Source organism: Paracoccaceae bacterium, from assembly GCA_033344815.1.
In the GTDB taxonomy this organism is placed as follows: Bacteria; Pseudomonadota; Alphaproteobacteria; order Rhodobacterales; family Rhodobacteraceae; genus Roseobacter.
In genome coordinates this window covers 3,461,729-3,481,524 of sequence record JAWPMR010000001.1, presented here as the reverse complement: position 1 = coordinate 3,481,524, position 19,796 = coordinate 3,461,729, and the positions used below count along the sequence as shown (strand labels likewise).

Sequence of the window (19,796 nt, the reverse complement as noted above, 5' to 3'; positions counted from 1 at the left end):
CCAGCCGTGCGCAGGACGCCCTCAGCGCAGCTCGCTAAACACGACCGCAACCCCAGTTCCTACAGGTTGACCGAATGTTTAAGAGATCATTGCCAAAAACCGGATTTGTCGGACAGTTACTATCCTATGCAGCTTCTGAGGTTGCCGGGAAGGCGTCGCGACTGGTTGTCGTTGTGGTTGTGGCGCGCATGATGGATGCAGAAGCCATCGGCATCGCCGCGGCGGCTCTGGCCGCGGGTGACATACTGAAGTCCTTTACGGAAAACGGTGCTGGACAGCGCATCATTCTGGCGGCAGAGGACACACTGGCGCAGACGTGCAATACCGCGCACAGAATTTTCTGGGGCTGGTGCCTTGGCCTCTTCATAATCCAGTCCGCCATCGCGGCCAAGTTGCTGATCAGCGGTTATGAAACATCAGGGTGGCTCCTCGCGATACTGGCGCTGGAATACCTGTTCATGCCCGCCGGTCTTGTACAGGCCGCATTGGCCATGCGCGAAGGCAAGCTGCACCAGACCGCTGTGATCAGCGGCGCGCAGGTTGTTGGCGCAAACCTGACAACCGCAGCCCTTGCGCTGCTCTGGGCCTCGCCCTTCGCGATGATTGTGCCGCGCGTTATTGCAGCCCCGGTCTGGCTTGTTCTGATGCGGCGCCTGCGCCCCTGGCATGCGCGACCCGACCAGGGCTTTTGCCGGGTTGCGCCCTTCTGGTCTTACGGTTGGGCCGTCGTTGGCATCGAAGTCGTGAAGGTCGCCCGACTTCAGGCTGACAAACTGGTTGTCGGCGCGCTGCTGGGCGCAGAAGTGCTCGGGTATTACTTCATGGCCTTCAATGCGGGCCTCGGTCTGGCCACCTCCTTTGCCCAGGCTTTCTCCGTCGTGCTTTTCCCTTACTTATGTGCGGCCCAGGATCGTCTCGGCGCGCTGCGCGACGGGCTTGCCAACTGTATTCTTCTGCTTGCGCCGATCGTTGTGCTGCAGGCGCTTCTGGCCCCGTTCTATGTGCCATTGCTGCTGGGTCCTGACTGGCAGGCAGTATCACATGTTGTCTCGGTGCTGTGTCTCGCCGCACTGCCTGCCGTCCTGTGGTCCGCGACATCAGGGTGGTGCCGCGCCGAGGGTCGTCCGGCAACCGAGCTTGGCGTGAATTGCCTGCTGACCGCCTCACTGACACTGAACGCCGCAGTGCTCGCCCCATTCGGCCTCATGGCGGTTGCCTCCGGATATCTCGTCATCTCGACGGTGATCATGCTGGGCGCGAGCCTCTGGTTGCTGCCAGCTCAAACGTTTTCCTTGCGCAGGAGTACCTGAAATGCCGCGTTTTTCGGTAATCATCCCTTTTCATAATGCCGCAGACACGCTGGATGCCACCTTGCAAAGCCTGCAGGAACAGTCCTTTGACGACTGGGAGGCCATATGCGTTGATGACCGTTCCACCGATGGCTCCGACCGGATCGTCAGCCGGTATGCCGCATGCGATCACCGGATCGTGCTGCGCAAAAATGTGGGCGTCGGTCCGAGCAATGCCCGAAACGTTGCAGCGCAGAATGCCACTGGCACCTATCTGTCATTTTGCGATGCGGATGATCTTTGGACGCCGCACCGTCTGTCCGATCTCAACGCGGCCTTTCGCGAGACGCGGGCAGACGGGCTTTTTGGGCGCGTCGCCTTTTTTCGCGACCGCCCCGACGACGCCACAAGTCAGTCAACGGTTCCGGGCAAATGCCTGACGATCTCAGACCTGCTTGGCGAAAATCCGGTTTGCACAATGTCAAACCTCACAGTCTCGGCAGCAGGATTCCAGCGCAGTGGTGGGCTCGACCCGAGCATGATCCACAATGAAGATCTGGAGTTTCTGATCCGTTTTATTGGCACCGGGCATCGTATCGAGGGTTTGGACAGGCTGCATGTCTGGTACCGCACAAGCCAACGTGGATTGTCGTCAAATCTGGCCGCCATGTTCACCGGCCGCGAATGCGCGATCACCGCTGCACGCGCTTATGGCGTCGAGACCACCCCTGCGCAGGAGGCGATCTACATGCGTTATCTGGCGCGTCGGTCATTGCGCCTTGGCCATGATCCGCGAGATGCGCTGCACTTCACCAAAGCCGGGCTTGCCCGTGATCCGCGCGCCTTCATGCATCCGCTTCGCCGTGGCGGCCTCACCACACTTGCCGCTTTCATCGCACCGATCTTGCCCCTCGCGATGCGCCACTCACTTTTTGCCCGCTAAAACAGGATCTCCAACATGCCAACCGCTTCTGTCGTTGTTCCCGCCTTCAATTCGGAAAAGACGCTGCCCGAAACTCTGGATGCACTGTTGTCCCAGACCTGTCGCAACTTCGAAGTCATCATTGTAAATGATGGCTCCACAGACGGCACGCTGACAGTGGCTCGCGGCTATGCATCAGACGCGCGCGTCCGTATCGTCAGCCAGAGCAACCGTGGCCTTGCCGGTGCCCGCAATGCAGGTATCCATGCTGCACGCGGCGATTTCATCGGATTTTGTGACGCTGATGATATCTGGATGCCCGAAAAACTCGCCGCTCACGTCCATCATCTTGAGACGGCACAGACCGTCGGGTTGAGCTTTGCAGGATCCCGGCTGATCGACGAAGCCTCGCGCCCGACCGGGGTGAACCAGCGCCCCAAACTGCGCAAAATCTCCGCAGCAGACGTGTTGCGTCGCAATCCGGTTGGCAACGGATCGGCCGCGGTTATCCGGCGCGCCGCGCTGCGCGACATTGCACAACGCCCCTGGTTTGAAAAATCGCACGATTGGGTTTTCGACGAAACCTTCCGTCAGTCCGAGGATATTGAATGCTGGATGCGTTTGCTTCTCTGCACGGATTGGGAAATCGAAGGCGTACCCGGCCTGCTGACGGGATATCGGATCAGCAGTGGCGGTCTTTCTGCGGCAACCGAACGTCAACTGATGTCCTGGGAGCGCATGGTGACCAAACTCCGCCCCTACAGTCCGGCATTTTTTGCGCGGCACGAAAACGCGGCACGCGCGTATCAGCTGCGCTATCTGGCGCGCCGCGCTGTCAGCAGCCTGGATGGTGGGACAGCCTGGGACATGGTGGTCAAGTCCATGGTCTGCTCGCGTCACCCGCTGATACACGAGCCTGCAAAAACAGCGACAACACTCTGTGCGGCAGGCCTGTTGCGGGTCTGTGGCGAGACACCTGTCAAACACCTACGCAACCTCATCGCAAAACGCGCAATCAGCTGAAAGAGTATCCGTCCATGACGTCCATTCGTGTTATTCATCTTGTCGACGACACCACGCCCGGTGGCGTTATGCGCATGCTCGACCACCTCATGTCACTGCCCGGGCTTCTGGGGCGGACGCACCAGTCTGTTTGCCTTGTGAAAAAGTCCGAATGGTCGATCGGGCGGCATGATGCAGATGTTATCGTGTCCCATCTTGCGTTGAGCTGGCGGTCTCTGCCCGCGCTGATGGCACTGCGCGCCATGAACCCGGACACCAGAGTTTTGCATGTAGAGCACAGCTATACCCGTGCCTTCACCGCCTTGAACGTACCCAACAAAAAACGCTTTCACACGATGCTTCGCACATCCTATGCGTTGTTTGACGGTGTGATTGCTGTGAGCAAAGGTCAGGCTGAATGGCTGTTACAGCGCAACCTGGTAACGGATCGGGCGTTGAGCGTGATCAGGCCACATGTCGACCTTTCTCAATTTGAGGCCATCGCACCTCCTGAACCGACGCGGAATGTCATCGGTGCTTTTGGACGTCTGGAGCCGCAAAAAGGCTTTGATATTCTGATCGAAGCCTTCCACCTCTGTCCACTTCGCGACGCGCGGCTGGTCATTTTCGGCGAGGGCAGCGAACGGGCCCGGCTTGGGGCTCTGGCCCGATACGACAACCGCATTTCATTCCGCGGTCATTGCACGGACCTGCCAAGCGCCTATGCCGAAACAAATATCGTCGCGATGCCATCCCGGTGGGAAGCCTTCGGGCTTGTCGCTCAGGAGGCTCAGGCAGCAGGCCGGAACGTGTTGGTTTCAGGTGTTGATGGTCTTGCGGAACAAGCCGGTGGGTTGATCCACTTGCAGAGCGATCTCTCACCTGATGCCTGGGCGAAGCGCCTGCACACTCTGTTGATCACTCCAGCAGTCGCCAACGCGCAGACCCGCTTCCCTGCCTGCGGCATTCAGCAGGGAAACCTGTCAGAGGATTGGCTGCGCGAGTTTTGCGGCCCTGTACGGGATCGCAATGACGTGCTTGCCGCCGTGGAGTGATCAAAAAGACATTCAACCCGCATAGCATACCGCGTCCTTTTTTGGCCTGAAGCACCCCGGGCGTTATTTGCTCCCGGGCGGATCTTTTCTCCTTGGCAGCGCCAAAAGGAAGGCTTGCGTATTGTGCCCCTAAGACAGACATCCAAAAACGAATGTGGGTTTCGTTATCTGCTGTCGCAGGCCTTCAAAAATGAATGTCTGATCGGGGCCTTGAATGGACACGGGATTTACGCGCGCAGGCGGTGCAAACCCTTAACTTTTTCACCCCGACCGCGCTGTTAACCCTGCCCGCCAACCCAAATTGTACGCCACCCGGTGTACAGGTTGTGTACGGGATGTGTACGGATGTCACAATCCGGATTTTTCATGGCACACAGGGGTTAACGGCGCGGGTCCGGTCCCGCGGCAATCGCGACGCTGTGCACAGTCACCGCGCGTTGCGAGCACCGATTGCTAACGGTCGTCCCCGCCCGCCTCTTCACCGTCCAGAAGGTCGTCTTCAATGGAGGCTTGGGCGGCTGCCGTGACCGCTTTCTTGTCATCCTCTGAGAGTTCATCGACCTTGCCATCCTTCAGACGTACCGTGACTTCCTTATGTGCGAAATGGATGCCTTCGCTTTCAAAGAGGATGCGGATTTCTTCATAGACACGCTTGCGCACGAGCCACTGATCCCCCGGTTTGGTCATGAACTTCACGCGGATGATCATCGCGGAATCCTGCATTTCAATGACGCCTTGTGACTTCAGCGGCTGGATGAAATTCTCCCCGATCACCGGGTCATCAAGCAGCGCCACGCCGAGGTTCTTGATCAGCTTGCGCACCTTCTCCACATCGGTGTCATAGGTCACCCGCAAGGGCAGTTTCATGATCACCCAGTCGCGTGAGTAATTGGTCATGACCTGAATTTCACCGAACGGAATAGTGTGCAGCGCGCCAAGGTGGTGACGCAGTTGAAAAGAACGCACAGAGATCTTTTCAACGGTGCCTTTGACCCCGCCAATGTCGAGGTATTCGCCCTTTCGAAATGCATCATCAAACAGGAAAAACCCGCCCGAAAAGATGTCACGCACCAGCGCCTGAGAGCCAAAGCCCACGGCCACACCAACCACACCCGCACCTGCAAAAAGCGGTCCGACATTGACGCCCATTTCCAGCAGCACAATCAGGGAGATCGTGACCAGAACAACGATCAGGATGAAGTTTCGAAACAGTGGCAGCAGCGTTGCCAACCGGGTGGCCCCGGTGCCACCGCCGTCACCACCAACCTCCTCTTCGATAAGGTCACCCTGCTCTTCGGCGATCTTGTTGTCGATCCAGATCCGGAAGGTGTGATAGACAATATAGCCAAGGAAAAAGATCACCATGATGTCGAGCAGTTGCGTGGCATACCCCTCGACCATCTGCGCTGAATTATTGTCCCAGATGTAGAAAAATGCATATATTCCAGCAACAAAGGCGAGGATCCCGGCGACGCGTCGTGCCAGTGCCTCGAAGGAATTGAGCGCGTGGCGCGGGCGCACCAGCGTCATATCTTCCGCGTCCATCACCGCCTGCTCAAGCGGTTCATCCGAGGCCCGCGTCGCATTCAGATCCCGCAAGGCCCGCGCGCGTTGAAAGCTGCGCTCGATGGTGAAGTTTATCACACCGTAAACCACGATGATCGACATCAGGATCATATATGCGCCCGCGATCAGCGGGATCGAGGAGGGGTTTCCAAGGACCAGGTCATAGGTCAGTTCCATCCAGGCAAAGATGACATAGACGATCACCAGCGGCGCCCAGATGGTTGTCATGACCTTCAGATTCCAGCTGACCTCAGTGGCGGATTTGCCCTGCCGCATGGCATTGGAAATCGCACTGCGATTGACCAGCACCATCAGGATGTTCAGGGACACGACAATGGCCGACATCAGGGAGGACAAGAACGCATACACGTCATAGTTCAGGCCAAGTTCGCCGATCCAGATGCCAAACAAAATGGCGCAGACATCAACCGTCCCCAGTGTCCAGAGCCACGCGTGTAATCGCTTGGCATCGCGCGAGGACATAACCGGAAGGCGGTATTGCTCCAGGTAAGGGGACAGCACCATGCGCCACAGGTTCGCCACCAGGCGACAGGCGAAGTAGGCGGTATTGATCACGCTGACGGTGAATTGCATCGCCTTGTCATCCAAGGGCCCAAAAAGCAACGCGCCCAGCAGGTAGGCAACCAACATCGACACCAGAATACCGATCACACCCATGAAAAACCGAAACACCAGAAAGGGCATTTTCTCAGCGTACCCGACCGGATTTTCCTTGATCCGCGAAACCACAAAGTTTTTGACGATCCGCTTGCCATAGATCTGGGTCTCAAAGACCATACCCATCGCAAAGAGCCACAGGGAAATAATCAGCGCCCACGCAAAGGCCCAGATCGTGCCATCCGGACTGGTAGCGCGGAGAATATAGATCACTTCGTTGAAAGCATTGGGCAAATCAAGCATGCGATCAATCAAGGCGGTTCTGAATCGAACCACCGAATCCTGCGCCTTCATCAGGCTCGACCCCTCGACACCCTCCGAGGCGGGTACGGTGGCGGGCGCAGGCTCGCTCAGAACGGTACCTTGAGAGTCTATGACAATCACACCAACGCCGTTTTCGGAGGCCTGCCGCATAATTTCCGAAATATTATCGTCAGCTGCATCACTGGAATCCGCGGCTGGTCCGAACAGAGACCCCAGTGGCTGCGCCTGTGCAGTGGATTGAAACCCAAAGATAAAAAGCGTCGCAAAGCACATCAACAAGGCAAAAATAGAGGCACGCATAGAGGAAATTCCAAACAAAACGCAATTGGTGTTTGACGGTAGGGGACCGCATGGTCCATTGCAATCGCACATCCAAGCACGTCGGCGCGAGCACTGGTGTTTTGCACATGGTTCACTTTTATGCCAAACAGTCACTGGGAACGGGAAATCACGAGTTTTCGACCAATCCAAGGACTGGCCGATGTGCCTGAATTTTTACTTTGCGCGACGGCTGACATGCGACTAATTACACCATCCGGCACCTTTTCCGACGACAACTGTGGAACAGGCGGACGACCATCATGAACGTGTTTCGGGAATTGGATTCGCCGTCCGAACGGGACGCAAGCACAGAACCCAAACGTTCTTTGCGGGTTATGCTTTACAGCCATGATACATTCGGTTTGGGGCATCTTCGCAGATCCCGTGCTCTTGCAACGGCGCTTACTGCGGCTGATCCAAACGCATCGGCGATCATCTTGACCGGCTCTCCGGTTGCGGGCCGGTTCACTTTCCCCGAGCGGGTGGATCACATGCGCCTGCCCGGCGTCACCAAGCTTCCCGACGGTTCCTATGTCAGTCAGACGCTGGGATTGGATATCGATGAAACCACCAAGATGCGCTCCGGTCTGATACAAACGGCCGTCGAGCAATACGAACCCGACCTGTTGATCGTAGACAAAGAACCCACCGGATTTCGCGGCGAATTGCTCCCGACTCTGGAATGGCTGGAAAAGCGCGGCACAACACAATGTGTTCTGGGTTTGCGCGATGTGTTGGACGAACCCGCGGTGCTGGCCGCTGAATGGGACCGCAAAGGCGCTGTTGAAGCGACAGAACGCTTTTACCATCAGATCTGGGTCTATGGACCCCGCGCGGTTTATGACCCGACAGAAGGGTTGCGCCTCTCTGATGCAACGCGTGCGCGGATTTACTGGACGGGGTACTTGCGCCGTGAAGTCACGGATGCGGCCGAGATCCCGGAAACGCCTTATGTTTTGATCACACCCGGCGGTGGGGGCGATGGGCAGTCCATGGTAAACCTTGCCATCAAGGCCTATGAAACCGATCCCACGCTCAAGCCGGATGCCGTGCTCGTCTATGGCCCCTTCCTGTCCGGTGAAGTCAGAGAGGCCTTTGATGCGCGCGTGGCAAAGCTGAACGGCCGCGTTACCGCACTTGGATTTGATTCCAAGATCGAAGCGCTTTTTGCCGGGGCCGAAGGGGTGATCTGCATGGGCGGGTACAACACGTTTTGTGAAGTGCTCTCCTTTGACAAACGCGCCGTGATCGTGCCGCGCACCGTCCCGCGGATGGAACAGTGGATCCGCGCCGCGCGCGCCGAAGAACTTGGGCTTATCCGGATGCTGGATGAGCATCGCGATGGCATGACCGCGCAGACCATGATCGATTTCATTCGCGCCTTGCCGTCACAGAAGAAACCCTCACATGCAGGTGCAAATGGGTTGCTGGACGGGTTGGATGTGGTGGTGGCCCGCGCCGCGCTTTTGATGGCGGATAAATGAACTCAAATCATGCGCGCCTCGGCGTGGTCGTCAAAGGCTGGCCGCGCCTGTCGGAAACCTTTATCGCGCAGGAACTTGTTGCTCTTGAAGAGGCCGGTGTGGGGTTTGAAATCTGGTCTCTGCGCCATCCGACGGACACAAAAACCCATCCTTTGCACGATCGTCTGCGTGCGCGGGTACACTATCTACCGGAATACCTCAAAGACGAGCCTGTGCGGGTTTTGCGAGGATTTCTGTATGCGATAAAACGCCCAGGGTTCATGGAGGCTTGGCGCGCCATAAGAGCAGATTATAAGCGCGACCGCACCCCCAATCGAGCGCGTCGGTTTGGGCAGGCCTGTGTCCTTGCGCGGGAATTACCGCCGCAAACGGATGGGCTCTATGCCCATTTTCTGCATACTCCTGCCTCTGTGGCGCGATATGCTGCGATGTTGCGCGATTTGCCCTGGTCGTTTTCGGCCCATGCCAAAGACATTTGGACCTCTCCAGAATGGGAGTTGCGCGAAAAACTCTGTGCAAAAAGTCACGGGGCGACGTTTGGGGCAACCTGTACGGCATTTGGCGCCGCACATTTGCAATCACTCGCGGATACACCGGACCGCGTCGATCTGGTCTATCACGGTCTGGACCTGACCAGATTCCCCGAACCACCTTTGCGAGAGCCTCGCAAATCTGGTGATCCCATTGCGCTCATTTCAGTGGGCCGTCTGGTTGAGAAAAAGGGATTTGACCGGTTGATCAAGGCCTTTGCGCTTCTCCCCGAGACGCTGATCTGGCACTGGACCCACATTGGTGGCGGAACATTGAAAGACGACTTGCAGGCCCTGGCACAACAACTTGGTGTTTCTGATCGCATCACGTGGCGTGGACCAAGTGATCAGCCTGAAGTCATTGCGGCGATGCGCGAAGCTGATCTCTTTGTGCTCCCCAGTCGTATTGCGTCTGATGGGGACCGCGACGGATTGCCTAACGTGTTGATGGAGGCGGCGAGTCAGAAACTTGCCATTTTATCGACACCGGTCTCTGCCATTCCGGAGTTTATTGACACTGGGATCCACGGTGTTTTGAGTGACGACGATCCTGCCAGTATCGCGCGCGAAATAGAGATGCTCGCGCAGGATCCGGACAAGGCGGGAAAGATGGCTGATGCGGCCTTTGAGCGTTTGATCTCCGAGTTCCAGATGCCACCGGGGATCGCGCATCTGAAAAAACGACTGACGCACATGCTGGACAACCCACGATGACAAATGTCGCGTTTTATGCGCCCATGAAACCCCCGACGCACCCGGTGCCTTCTGGGGACCGCGCCATGGGTCGGGCCATTCTGCAAGCCCTCAGGTATGGCAACATCCAGGCCGATCTGGTTTCAACGCTGCAAACCGTGGACAAACAGGGCAACGCGCAAACGCAAGAGCGCCTGTTCGCCGCAGCAGAGGCCGAAGCATCACGCTTGATCGAACAGGGACGTCGTTCAGACTGGCAGGTTTGGATCACCTATCACAGTTACTATAAAGCGCCTGATCTCGTTGGCCCAAGAGTCGCGGCGGGGTTAAACTTGCCCTACTTCCAAATTGAAGCGACGCGCGCGCGCAAGCGGTTGACCGGACCATGGGCGGCATTTGCGCAGGCCGCCGAAGCCGCCAGTGATGCGGCGGATGCAATTTTTCATCTGACGCGCCGAGATGCAGAAGCCTTGTATGCGTACAAACGGCCAAATCAAAAGATCATTCATCTGCGGCCCTTCCTGGCCCGCGCAGTACTGCCGCCTGCCAGTCCAAGCAATGGCGCGATGCTCAGCGTCGGCATGTTGCGTCATGGCGACAAATTTGCGTCCTATGAACTTATCGCTGATACTCTCGATCTGCTCAAGACCGCAGACTGGCGCTTGGTCATCGCAGGTGATGGGCCAGCCCTGAGTGCCGTCGCTTCCATGATGCATCGATTTGGCGATCAGGTGGAACTGCGCGGTTCTTTGAACGCGGAGGCGCTGTCTGCGGCATATGGCGAGGCCAGCTTGCTGTTTTGGCCCGGCGTGAACGAAGCTTTTGGCGTGACCTATCTGGAGGCACAGGCCGCCGGTTTGCCCGTCGTTGCACAACACCGACCTGGCGTGATTGATGTGTTGGCGCCGGGCACCTATCCACTTCCGGAAGAAGGCGCAGAGGCACTTGCCGTGGAATTGGATTTGCTCCTGAAGGATCGCTGCGAACGGATCCGCCGCGGTCAGGCTGCGCGTGAGCACATCGCGGCACATCACCTGATCACCGGGGCCAGCGATGTGCTTTGCGGTGCCATTGCTGAGGCGCTCACATGATACGGCTGGCCTTGCTGCGTCACGGGCATACGCCATGGAACCGTGAGGGCCGCATTCAGGGGCGCACGGATATTGCATTGGATGACGCCGCCGAGAAGCAACTGAGTCGGTTGGTTTTGCCCGAGCAATGGCAAGGAGCAACCCTTTGGTCCAGTCCCCTAAAACGCGCCATACGAACTGCCGAATTGGTATCGGATCAACGCCCGAAAACAGATCCGGCTCTGATTGAAATGGATTGGGGTGACTGGGAAGGCAAAGAAGGCGCGATCCTTCGGGCTGACCCGAATTCCGGATTTCGCGATATCGAGGAATGGGGCTGGCACTATCGACCGCCAAATGGCGAAAGCCCTGCCGATCTGCGCACCCGGTTGCGCCCATGGGTCCAATCATTGAGCGGGGATGTCGTGGTGGTCTGCCATATCGGCATCATGCGGGTCTTGATGGCACAGGCCACAGGCTGGGATTTTGCGGGACCCGCCCCGTTCCAGATCAAACGCAACCGCCTGTTCGTCATCACCGTTACAGATCGAGACTGGTCCGCCGAGAATGCGTCGGTTCGATTATCGGAACGCACTTCATGAAGGTCATGATCGTTGTCACCCATTTGCTGGGCACGGGCCACCTGTCGCGGGCGCTTACAATCGCCAATGCCTTCAAAGCCGCCGGGCATAACGCTACCGTCGTCTCTGGCGGTACGCCTGCTCCTCAACTGAGCAGCACTGGATTGAACCTTCTGCAGTTGCCCTCTCTGCGTTCGGATGGAGTTAACTTCACACGTCTCTTGACCGAGGAGGGTGACGAGGCCGGGCAGGATACGATGAGCGCGCGTGCACAAATGCTAGAACGCGCTTTGAGCGATATTCAACCGGACGTCTTGATCACGGAACTCTTTCCATTTGGGCGACGGGTGCTGGCCACAGAATTCCGCCATCTGCTCGATTTAGCCTGCAAATTGCCGATGCCGCCGCTCATCTGTGCCTCCATCCGAGACATTCTGGCGCCGCCGTCCAAGCCTGCCAAAGCACAGGCAACCGAGAATATGATCACGACCTATTATGATGCGGTGCTTGTGCATTCGGACCCGGAGGTTACACCGCTGGAGATCAGCTGGCCCGTCACGAGACGTCTAGCGCCCCTGCTCCACTACACCGGTTTCGTTGCCCCGCCGATACCTGAATCAAAACGACAAAGATCAAACACTGTGCTGATCAGTGCTGGCGGAGGCGATGTTGGCGCAGAGCTTTTTTGTGCGGCACTTACGGCTGCAACGCTTGATCCAATGCGACGATGGCACCTGCTGGTTGGCGGCCGTCAGGCACGGGAAAACGTGAGTGATTTACAAGCGCGCGCGCCTGCAAATGTTGTCGTTGAACCTGCACGCCCGGATTTTCGAGAGTTGTTGAAAACAGCCTGTGCATCCGTTTCCATGGCAGGGTACAACACAGCCCTTGATGTGCTGCAAACAGGTACGCCCGCGGTTTTGGTCCCCTTTGACGCGGGCAATGAGGTCGAGCAGACATTACGCGCCCAAGCGCTTGCCAAATTGCCGGGCATAAGCGTTTTAACGAACGCCGATTTAACCGGGGCCGCCTTGTTGGAGCACGTAAGAAAGGTCACCAGGGCCATCCCAAGGCTACCCCAAACAAAGGGCATGGATGGAGCGGCCAAAACGGTGGGAATAGTGGAGGCCCTGAAGCATGAACGCTGACTGGTCACCTTTGCGTCGCGAGCTCGCCTTATGGCGGGCGCATCGGCTAACCCTGCCACTGTGGTGGCGAGATGATGACGCAATTGCCGCGACCTCTGCGCTTGAGCAACTCTCCAGGCTGTCGGATGATTTGGGTCTGCCGATTCATTTGGCAGTGATCCCGGATGCTGTCGAAAATTCACTACGCGATGCGGTGTGTACGCAATCGGTATTCATTCCGATCATTCACGGGTGGGCACACCGCAACACCGCACCCATCGGCGCAAAGAAATCTGAATTTGACCATCAACGTTCCGGTTCAAAAGCGGAATTGGAGCAGGCACTTACAAAAATGCTGTCGGTTTTTGACACGCGTTTAGTGCGCGTGTTTGTTCCGCCCTGGAACAGGTTGCATTCTTCGAACCTGCAAATTCTTTCGGATGTGGGTTACCAAATGGTATCTGCCTTTCAACCACGACGCACGGCAATGGCCGCACCCGGGTTGCTTCAAGTAAACACACATCTGGATCCGATCGATTGGCACGGCACACGGGATCTTTTGGATCCCGATCAGATCATTGCAACTGCGGTTGAACTGCTCAAGACGCGGCGTGTAGGGCGGGCTGACAATTCAGAACCGTTTGGCTACTTGACCCACCATCTAGTGCACACGTCTCCCATCTGGGACTTTTCCCGCGCTTTTCTCAATGAATTGCTGGAAGGCGTTGCAAAACCGACGTCTCTGGCATCCGTACTGAAGGAGATCGAATGAGCCGTTTAGAGTCAATGCGCCGCCGTCTTTCTGCCCAGATCGATGGGCTGAATTGGGCTGCGGATTTCATTGCCGATTTACCCGGGGATGTCCTGGAACTGGGACTTGGGAATGGGCGCACTTATGATCATTTGCGGGAAAAACTGCCTCAGCGTCGCATTTGGGTAATTGACCGTGTGTTACAATCGCATCCTTCCTGCGTCCCGCCAGCAGATGATTTACTGTTGGGAGAAGCGGATCAAGTGCTGGTAGATCTGGCCTCAAAGGATGCAAAGATGGCCTTGGCTCACTATGATTTTGGCTTTGGAATCAAGGCGTTGGATGTTGAAGAAGGCGAGCGTTTGTCACCTTTGATCCTTCCACTGATGCGGTCGGGTGGTCTGGTGGTCAGTCAACAGCCCCTGGTTGGCTTCACGCAAGTCACAGGACCGGTCACAATTGACCCGGAAAGATATCTCTTTTACCGCGCACCTTAGCAATCGACGTCCCCGCATTGAGTGTATATCGTTGCTCTTGTGTGGGTCCGGCTTTTCAAGATATTCAACCCCATCAGATGCTTGGATCACCAATCGAAATAAAATCAAGAGGAAGACTCATGTTGAGAATTGTTGCGTTGCTCTCCGTCCTGTTGGCTCTGGCGGCCTGTGAAACAACCAAAGGCGTGGGCCGTGATGTCCAAAACGCCGGTGAAGCTTTGGAAAACGCTGTCGAATAAAAACACCGCTTTGGCCAAATGCAGCCGAACCATTTCCAATTGCGATCCAGCCCAGGTTTTTGGCTGGATCGCCTAGACCGCCAACACCAGTCAAGCGCTTGTTAAGTCATGCAAAAACGGCAGAATGGTGTCGCTGGAACAAGTGACAGACGCGCGCTGTCTATCTCCGCTCCGCAGGTCATACAGGACCCGTAAGTGCCCTTTTCTATACGATCCAAGGCTGCGTCGATGCGTTTAAGCTCTGCCTGATCCTCGAGCCCGATGACCTCCAGAACTTCATCACCTTGTCGCTCAGATGAACGGTCTTCCCAGTCCTTTGAAGGCGTTTCGTCCAGGCTATTTTCAATTTTCTGCATCATGCCTATCAGATCTTTGCGACGGGCCAACAGAGTTACTTTTTGAATGGCGATATCCATAGCGCATCTCCTGTTTTGGTGCCAACAGGATATCAAATCACGACAATCCAGCCTTGATATGGGTCAACTCCACCCTGTGCATGAGCGCGGTTCACAACTGGGGCCCCGGGTAGAGACTGTGATCCTTTTGGCGGCGCGAAAAGGCCAATTCGAAGGGAAAAGCGGTGTGCACAACCTGTACACAGGCTGTACACAGCCCGTACACCGATTTGTATGATTTGGGGGAAACGGGGTTTGGCGGACGCCGATGGCTTACGCCGCCCCGGTGATCCGTTTCACGACATACCAACTGATCGGGAAGGCCGCGACGAAACCAACGGCGGCGGCGATCAGGATTGGGGTCAGGGTGTCATAGCCGATCGACAAAGCAGCAATCACGGCGGAGCCTGCGAGGGTCGAACCGATGAAGATATGTAAAATGAGAACGAGCATGAGGCGCGGCATCAGATGTCTCCAAATTGGGATGGGGAGGTTGTAGGCGCGGGTTGCGGTTGCTTCCTTGATTTGGGTCAAAGTGTAGAACGCGGAATTTGCGCGAAATGCGTCTGGGATTTGGGTGGTGGTCGTTTAGCTTGGAGCCGCGTCGACTCCGCAGATGCTATCGCACCTACGTGCCCGCATCGTGTGGGGGGGGGAGATACGGTCGAGGCTTGCCCCGATCAATAGGTCCGGGGGACCTTTTGAAGTATCGAACGCGGATTTCGCAAGAAATGCGCCGGGAGGCATAGTCGTAACGCGTTGCCCTCAATCGGAACCACCTGCGCCCGGACCGAGGCGCAGGATTAAGCGAAGCGCCCGCATCGTGTGGGAGTGAGGCACGGTCCGGCGCAGCCGGATCAAACAGTCCGGGGAACTGTTTTAAGTGCCGAACGCACGATCCGCGAGGATCGGGCCGGGGATGCAAGCGATGCAATCAGTTAGGTCCACCGCGTCCGAACCGAGGGGTGGGAAGCGAAGCGCCCGCCCCGTGGGGGCGGTTCGGGCGCTGCAAATCCTTTGGATTTGCAATTGGTTTATCCCATCAAAAGTTAAACTTGCCCTGTGACAAGCCACTATCGCTTGGGGATATCAAAATGGCAGTTATTCCAAAGTTCTTCCGCACGACCTTTGGCCTGATCCACGCAATCCCCAGAGATATCAAAACTTGTCCCATTTACCCAGCAATAAAGGTCTTCGATCAGCTTAATTGTCTTGTGAAAAAGCTGCGTTTCTTCTCCATATTTTGTCTTTGCAAAGGGTGAGCCGGCGTCTCGACGTGATTTCGTAAACGAGTGGGCAGCATAATCTCTCAGGTTCCGTATTGATCGTGTCTTTTCTGCTTCGCGTGTGTCCTGAAATGTCTGTATACATATGCCTAGAACTGCTCGGCATTTATCGCACTGTTTTTTGGCAAACTCCCGTTGATTTTCGTCTATCAATTCATCAACAGTTTTTTCGATTTTTGGGTCATGATGTGGATTCAAGTCGGCGACCTTACGATTAACATGTACTTGAAATGTCTCTGTGACTAGTTTTTCAATTACATCTGGATCATCTATCAAAGCAATAACTGTTGGAATAGAGACGATGTTATCACCTGGTTTGTCCCACAACGCGACTAATCTGATGATTTCGAATTTAAACTGTGAATCCCTAAAAACATTGAAAGCATGCGTAGCTAGAGATTTTGGAATCTGTTTACTTAGTTCGCTTGAATACAGAACTATTTCATTTGCTGCGTGAATTTGAATCACATCTTGAATACGGTAAGTCAGCTTATTTGTTAAATCTTTCGCGCGGTCAATGCGTTGCTCTACTGGCCAATCACCAATCGTTTCGCAAAAAGACTTTCTCCTGCCCATCCATCTTCTCCACGGTTACGAACGACACAACCGTGCGGGAACGCGCATTGCTTTGCAATACGCTGCCTCCCGCCGTCTTTCATATCAGCCCAGAATGAACAGCTTTTAGCCGTCCATCTTGAGGGCTGATATGAAAGCTTCTTGCGGAATATCCACTTTACCAAACTGGCGCATCTTCTTTTTACCCGCCTTCTGCTTGTCCAGCAGCTTGCGCTTCCGCGTGGCGTCTCCGCCGTAGCACTTGGCCGTCACGTCTTTGCGCATCGCAGACAAGGTTTCGCGGGCGATGACCTTGCCGCCAATCGCGGCCTGGATCGGGATTTTGAACATGTGGCGGGGGATCAGGTCCTTGAGCTTTTCGACCATGGCGCGGCCGCGTTGTTCGGCGCGGTCGCGGTGGACCATCGTGGAGAGCGCATCCACCGGCTCGTCATTCACGAGGATGGACATTTTCACCAGCTGGTCCTGACGATAGCCGATCATGGCATAATCAAACGACGCATAGCCCTTGGTCACGGATTTCAGGCGGTCATAGAAGTCAAACACCACCTCGTTGAGCGGCAGGTCATAGACGACCATGGCGCGGGAACCGGCATAGGTGAGGTCCATCTGGATGCCGCGGCGGTCCTGACAGAGTTTCAGGACGTCCCCCAAGTAGTCATCGGGCACAAGGATCGTGGCCTTGATGCGCGGCTCTTCGAGGTGATCGACAAGGGTCAGGTCGGGCATGTCGGCGGGGTTGTGCAGTTCCATCATCACCCCATCCTTCATGTAGATGTGGTAGATGACGGAGGGCGCGGTGGTGATCAGTTCGATGTCATATTCACGCTCGATCCGGTCGCGGATAACCTCGAGGTGCAAGAGGCCAAGGAACCCACAGCGGAAGCCAAAGCCGAGAGCGGCGGAGGTTTCCATTTCGTAGGAGAACGAGGCGTCGTTGAGCGCGAGTTTTTCGATGCTGTCGCGCAGTTCTTCGAATTCGGAGCTGTCCACCGGGAAGAGGCCACAAAACACCACGGGTTGCGCGGGTTGGAAGCCGGGGAGTGCGTCCTCGGTGCCTTTCTTTTCGTGGGTGATGGTGTCGCCGACGCGGGTGTCACGCACCTGTTTGATCGAGGCGGTGAGGAAGCCGATCTCGCCCGGTCCCAATTCGTCGATTACGGTCATGGCGGGGCGGAAGACGCCGATGCGATCCACGTGGTGCGTGGAGTTGTTGGAGAGCATGCGGATGCGTTCGCCCTTTTTCAGCACACCGTCCATGATGCGCACGAGGACGATCACGCCGAGGTAGCTGTCATACCAGCTGTCCACCAGCATGGCCTTGAGGGGGGCGTCGCGGGTGCCAGTGGGGGCGGGCAGGTTCTGGACGATGGATTCCAGCGTTTCCATGATGCCCTGCCCGGTTTTGGCAGAGACCTGAATGGCGCCTGAGGCGTCGATGCCAATGACGTCCTCGATCTGTTCGGCGACGCGGTCACAATCCGAGGCTGGCAGGTCGATTTTATTCAGGACGGGCACGATTTCATGGTCCGCGTCGATGGCATGATAGACGTTGGCGAGGGTCTGGGCCTCGACGCCCTGCGTAGAGTCCACCACCAGCAGCGAGCCTTCGACCGCACGCATGGAGCGGGAGACCTCATAGGCGAAATCGACGTGGCCCGGCGTGTCGATCAGGTTGAGGACGTAATCCTCGCCGTTCTGGGCGGTGTAGTTGATCCGCACAGTCTGGGCCTTGATGGTGATGCCCCGCTCGCGCTCGATGTCCATGGAGTCGAGCATCTGCTCCTTCATGTCCCGGTCAGCCACCGTATTGGTGGACTGGATGAGCCTGTCAGCCAGCGTGGATTTCCCGTGGTCGATATGCGCCACGATGGAGAAATTGCGGATATGTGAAAGCGGTGTCATGCTGTGGATATGTAGGGGTTTTGCGGGGCGGTCAAGGTGGATGAGCCAGTAGAGATAATGGATGACAAATGCGCCAAGGCTTGGCTTGAGACGCAGGACCATCAGACACAGGTTTGGTTTGCGACAAGATGCGCGTTGCGCGCACTTCCGGCACTGGGCTCCAGGAAGGATGCGACAACAAGCCGGCTTGCTTTTACAACTTGCCGTGCGAGTCTCATCTCTGCGGCTGCGGCCACATGTCCGGCCGCAGAGATGATGGCATTATCAAGCCCCGCCGCCGCCGCCTTCTCCGCCGCCACCGCCCCCGACACCGCCGCCTTCTCCGCCGCCTTCTCCGCCGCCGCCGCCGCCGACTCCGCCGCCGCCGCCGCCTTCTCCATCGCCACCGCCGCCGACTCCGCCTTCTCCGCCGCCTTCTCCGCCGCCGCCGCCGCCGACTCCGCCTTCTCCGCCGCCTTCTCCGCCGCCACCTTCGATTCTGTGTCACCGGGAAACTGGGTGCTGCTCTGGTCAGACATCGCTCAGCCAGAAGGCCTGAAAGCCGGTTGGGATGCCCTAAAGGCACAATGGGCCGCTGATGAAGCGGACTGGTCGTTTTGGATCGCGTGGTACGAAGGGATTCTCAACGGTTCGCCCATGGATTGGGACATGATCTTCAAAATCGCCACCGAAATCACTGATGAAGAATGGGACGCTGGGCAGACAGTTGTTGCGGAACGCATCAAGGAAATCCAAGTTGATTTCTTCGCCAATAGACTCCCGCAAGCAGAAACCATCACCCGCGATCTGGAAGGTACATATGCGGTCGTAGCTTCGACTGATAATTCCGATAAAATTATTGACCGAATTTTCCGTCAGTTAGATTTTTCGCTTAACCTCGCCCTGCGCTCGCACAATACAAGCGGTTTCAGCGATATGTGCACCGCTTACCAATACCTAAATCATACCCGTCTAAACTGTCGGGATGATCCAAACGCGGTACACATGCATATCAGGTTGGCACGTGAGATCCTTGAAAGCCGTCTGGACACTGGCGAATATCAAATCGAGGATAGTCTAGTTGCTTTGGTCTCCGCGCTGGGGCGCCACGAAATTCAACTCAGGGCAGATCACCCCGAAGTACGCAAGGCACATGAAACCTTTGTTGAGCAACGCCTGCGAGAATTGGATGAAGAGAAACGACTGGCAATCGCAACCGAATTCAAAGCTCTTTCCGGTCACAGTAAAGAGCGGTTGAGTACCGAATTTGTACTGGATGCCGTGACACTTGAATCCTCGACAGGCGTCAAGGCACAGGCAGACGCTGTAAAGAGATCAGGCGGTCGATCTCAGAGAATATCCCTTTCTGAAAGGGCGGCGGAAGCGACCAAAAAGGCCGACGGTTCCGCAATTAATAAAGGGACCGGCTTGTTACTCAGGTTAGACAAAATTACGGAACTGCTATCGTCACTATTCTAGTTCGCAAGCGAACCAATCAGTGATTGGGCAGCGCCCGAACCGCCCCCGTCGTGCTGATAGCACGCCCAAAGCGTGACGCGGGCGCTTCGCTTCCACCCCTCGGTTCG

Annotated in this window: 18 protein-coding genes; 13 read left to right on the top strand and 5 right to left on the bottom strand. The window is 56.5% G+C overall.

The features are described from left to right. Positions 1-74 precede the first annotated feature (74 nt). The 4 genes from R8G34_16115 to R8G34_16100 are packed head-to-tail and all read left to right on the top strand — an operon-like array spanning position 75 to position 4,268. The gene (locus R8G34_16115) at positions 75-1,310 is read left to right on the top strand and encodes an oligosaccharide flippase family protein (protein MDW3224379.1); all 1,236 of its coding nucleotides are present in this window, start codon (positions 75-77) and stop codon (positions 1,308-1,310) included. Position 1,311: 1 nt separating this feature from the next. Beyond that, on the top strand, positions 1,312-2,232 hold the full coding sequence (locus R8G34_16110) for a glycosyltransferase family 2 protein (GenBank protein MDW3224378.1): 921 nt from the start codon (positions 1,312-1,314) through the stop codon (positions 2,230-2,232). Between the two features lie 15 nt (positions 2,233-2,247). After that, positions 2,248-3,234, top strand: coding sequence for a glycosyltransferase family 2 protein (locus R8G34_16105; GenBank protein ID MDW3224377.1), 987 nt, complete (start codon positions 2,248-2,250; stop codon positions 3,232-3,234). Between the two features lie 14 nt (positions 3,235-3,248). After that, positions 3,249-4,268: a glycosyltransferase family 4 protein gene (locus R8G34_16100; protein ID MDW3224376.1), complete on the top strand. Its 1,020-nt coding sequence runs from the start codon at positions 3,249-3,251 to the stop codon at positions 4,266-4,268. Positions 4,269-4,721: 453 nt separating this feature from the next. Here R8G34_16100 and R8G34_16095 read toward each other — a convergent pair whose 3' ends face one another. Beyond that, complete coding sequence (locus R8G34_16095) at positions 4,722-7,076, bottom strand: mechanosensitive ion channel family protein (protein MDW3224375.1); 2,355 nt, start codon at positions 7,074-7,076, stop codon at positions 4,722-4,724. Between the two features lie 356 nt (positions 7,077-7,432). Between R8G34_16095 and R8G34_16090 the strand changes: the two genes are divergently transcribed. The 8 genes from R8G34_16090 to R8G34_16055 all read left to right on the top strand — a co-directional run bounded on the left by R8G34_16090 (position 7,433) and on the right by R8G34_16055 (position 14,069). After that, positions 7,433-8,581 carry a glycosyltransferase gene (locus R8G34_16090; GenBank protein MDW3224374.1) on the top strand — a complete coding sequence of 383 codons (1,149 nt, stop codon included), beginning with the start codon at positions 7,433-7,435 and terminating at the stop codon, positions 8,579-8,581. After that, positions 8,578-9,825: a glycosyltransferase family 4 protein gene (locus R8G34_16085; protein MDW3224373.1), complete on the top strand. Its 1,248-nt coding sequence runs from the start codon at positions 8,578-8,580 to the stop codon at positions 9,823-9,825. Before R8G34_16090 ends, R8G34_16085 begins: the two co-directional genes overlap by 4 nt. Beyond that, positions 9,822-10,895, top strand: a complete 1,074-nt coding sequence (locus R8G34_16080; protein MDW3224372.1) for a glycosyltransferase — start codon at positions 9,822-9,824, stop codon at positions 10,893-10,895. Before R8G34_16085 ends, R8G34_16080 begins: the two co-directional genes overlap by 4 nt. After that, positions 10,892-11,476 (top strand): histidine phosphatase family protein, encoded by a 585-nt coding sequence (locus R8G34_16075; GenBank protein ID MDW3224371.1) that lies wholly within the window; start codon positions 10,892-10,894, stop codon positions 11,474-11,476. Before R8G34_16080 ends, R8G34_16075 begins: the two co-directional genes overlap by 4 nt. Then, the gene (locus tag R8G34_16070; protein ID MDW3224370.1) at positions 11,473-12,603 is read left to right on the top strand and encodes a glycosyltransferase; all 1,131 of its coding nucleotides are present in this window, start codon (positions 11,473-11,475) and stop codon (positions 12,601-12,603) included. Before R8G34_16075 ends, R8G34_16070 begins: the two co-directional genes overlap by 4 nt. Next, complete coding sequence (locus tag R8G34_16065) at positions 12,593-13,354, top strand: polysaccharide deacetylase (GenBank protein MDW3224369.1); 762 nt, start codon at positions 12,593-12,595, stop codon at positions 13,352-13,354. Before R8G34_16070 ends, R8G34_16065 begins: the two co-directional genes overlap by 11 nt. Next, a complete protein-coding gene (locus R8G34_16060; GenBank protein ID MDW3224368.1) occupies positions 13,351-13,830 on the top strand; it encodes a class I SAM-dependent methyltransferase in 480 nt (159 codons plus the stop codon). The genes R8G34_16065 and R8G34_16060 overlap by 4 nt, the downstream gene beginning before the upstream one ends. Positions 13,831-13,949: 119 nt before the next feature. Then, complete coding sequence (locus R8G34_16055) at positions 13,950-14,069, top strand: entericidin A/B family lipoprotein (protein MDW3224367.1); 120 nt, start codon at positions 13,950-13,952, stop codon at positions 14,067-14,069. Between the two features lie 101 nt (positions 14,070-14,170). On the opposite strand, the gene R8G34_16050 is transcribed toward R8G34_16055, so the two are convergent. The 4 genes from R8G34_16050 to lepA form a co-directional block, all read right to left on the bottom strand. Beyond that, entirely contained in the window at positions 14,171-14,485 is a 315-nt protein-coding gene (locus R8G34_16050) for a TraR/DksA family transcriptional regulator (protein ID MDW3224366.1), read from the bottom strand. Between the two features lie 252 nt (positions 14,486-14,737). After that, a complete protein-coding gene (locus R8G34_16045; GenBank protein MDW3224365.1) occupies positions 14,738-14,929 on the bottom strand; it encodes a CTP synthetase in 192 nt (63 codons plus the stop codon). Between the two features lie 608 nt (positions 14,930-15,537). Next, entirely contained in the window at positions 15,538-16,326 is a 789-nt protein-coding gene (locus R8G34_16040) for a hypothetical protein (protein MDW3224364.1), read from the bottom strand. Positions 16,327-16,431: 105 nt separating this feature from the next. Then, positions 16,432-18,231 carry a translation elongation factor 4 gene (lepA, locus tag R8G34_16035; protein ID MDW3224363.1) on the bottom strand — a complete coding sequence of 600 codons (1,800 nt, stop codon included), beginning with the start codon at positions 18,229-18,231 and terminating at the stop codon, positions 16,432-16,434. A 36-nt stretch (positions 18,232-18,267) separates the two neighbouring features. On the opposite strand from lepA, the gene R8G34_16030 reads away from it, so the two are divergent. After that, complete coding sequence (locus tag R8G34_16030; GenBank protein MDW3224362.1) at positions 18,268-19,689, top strand: hypothetical protein; 1,422 nt, start codon at positions 18,268-18,270, stop codon at positions 19,687-19,689. Positions 19,690-19,796: the final 107 nt, after the last annotated feature.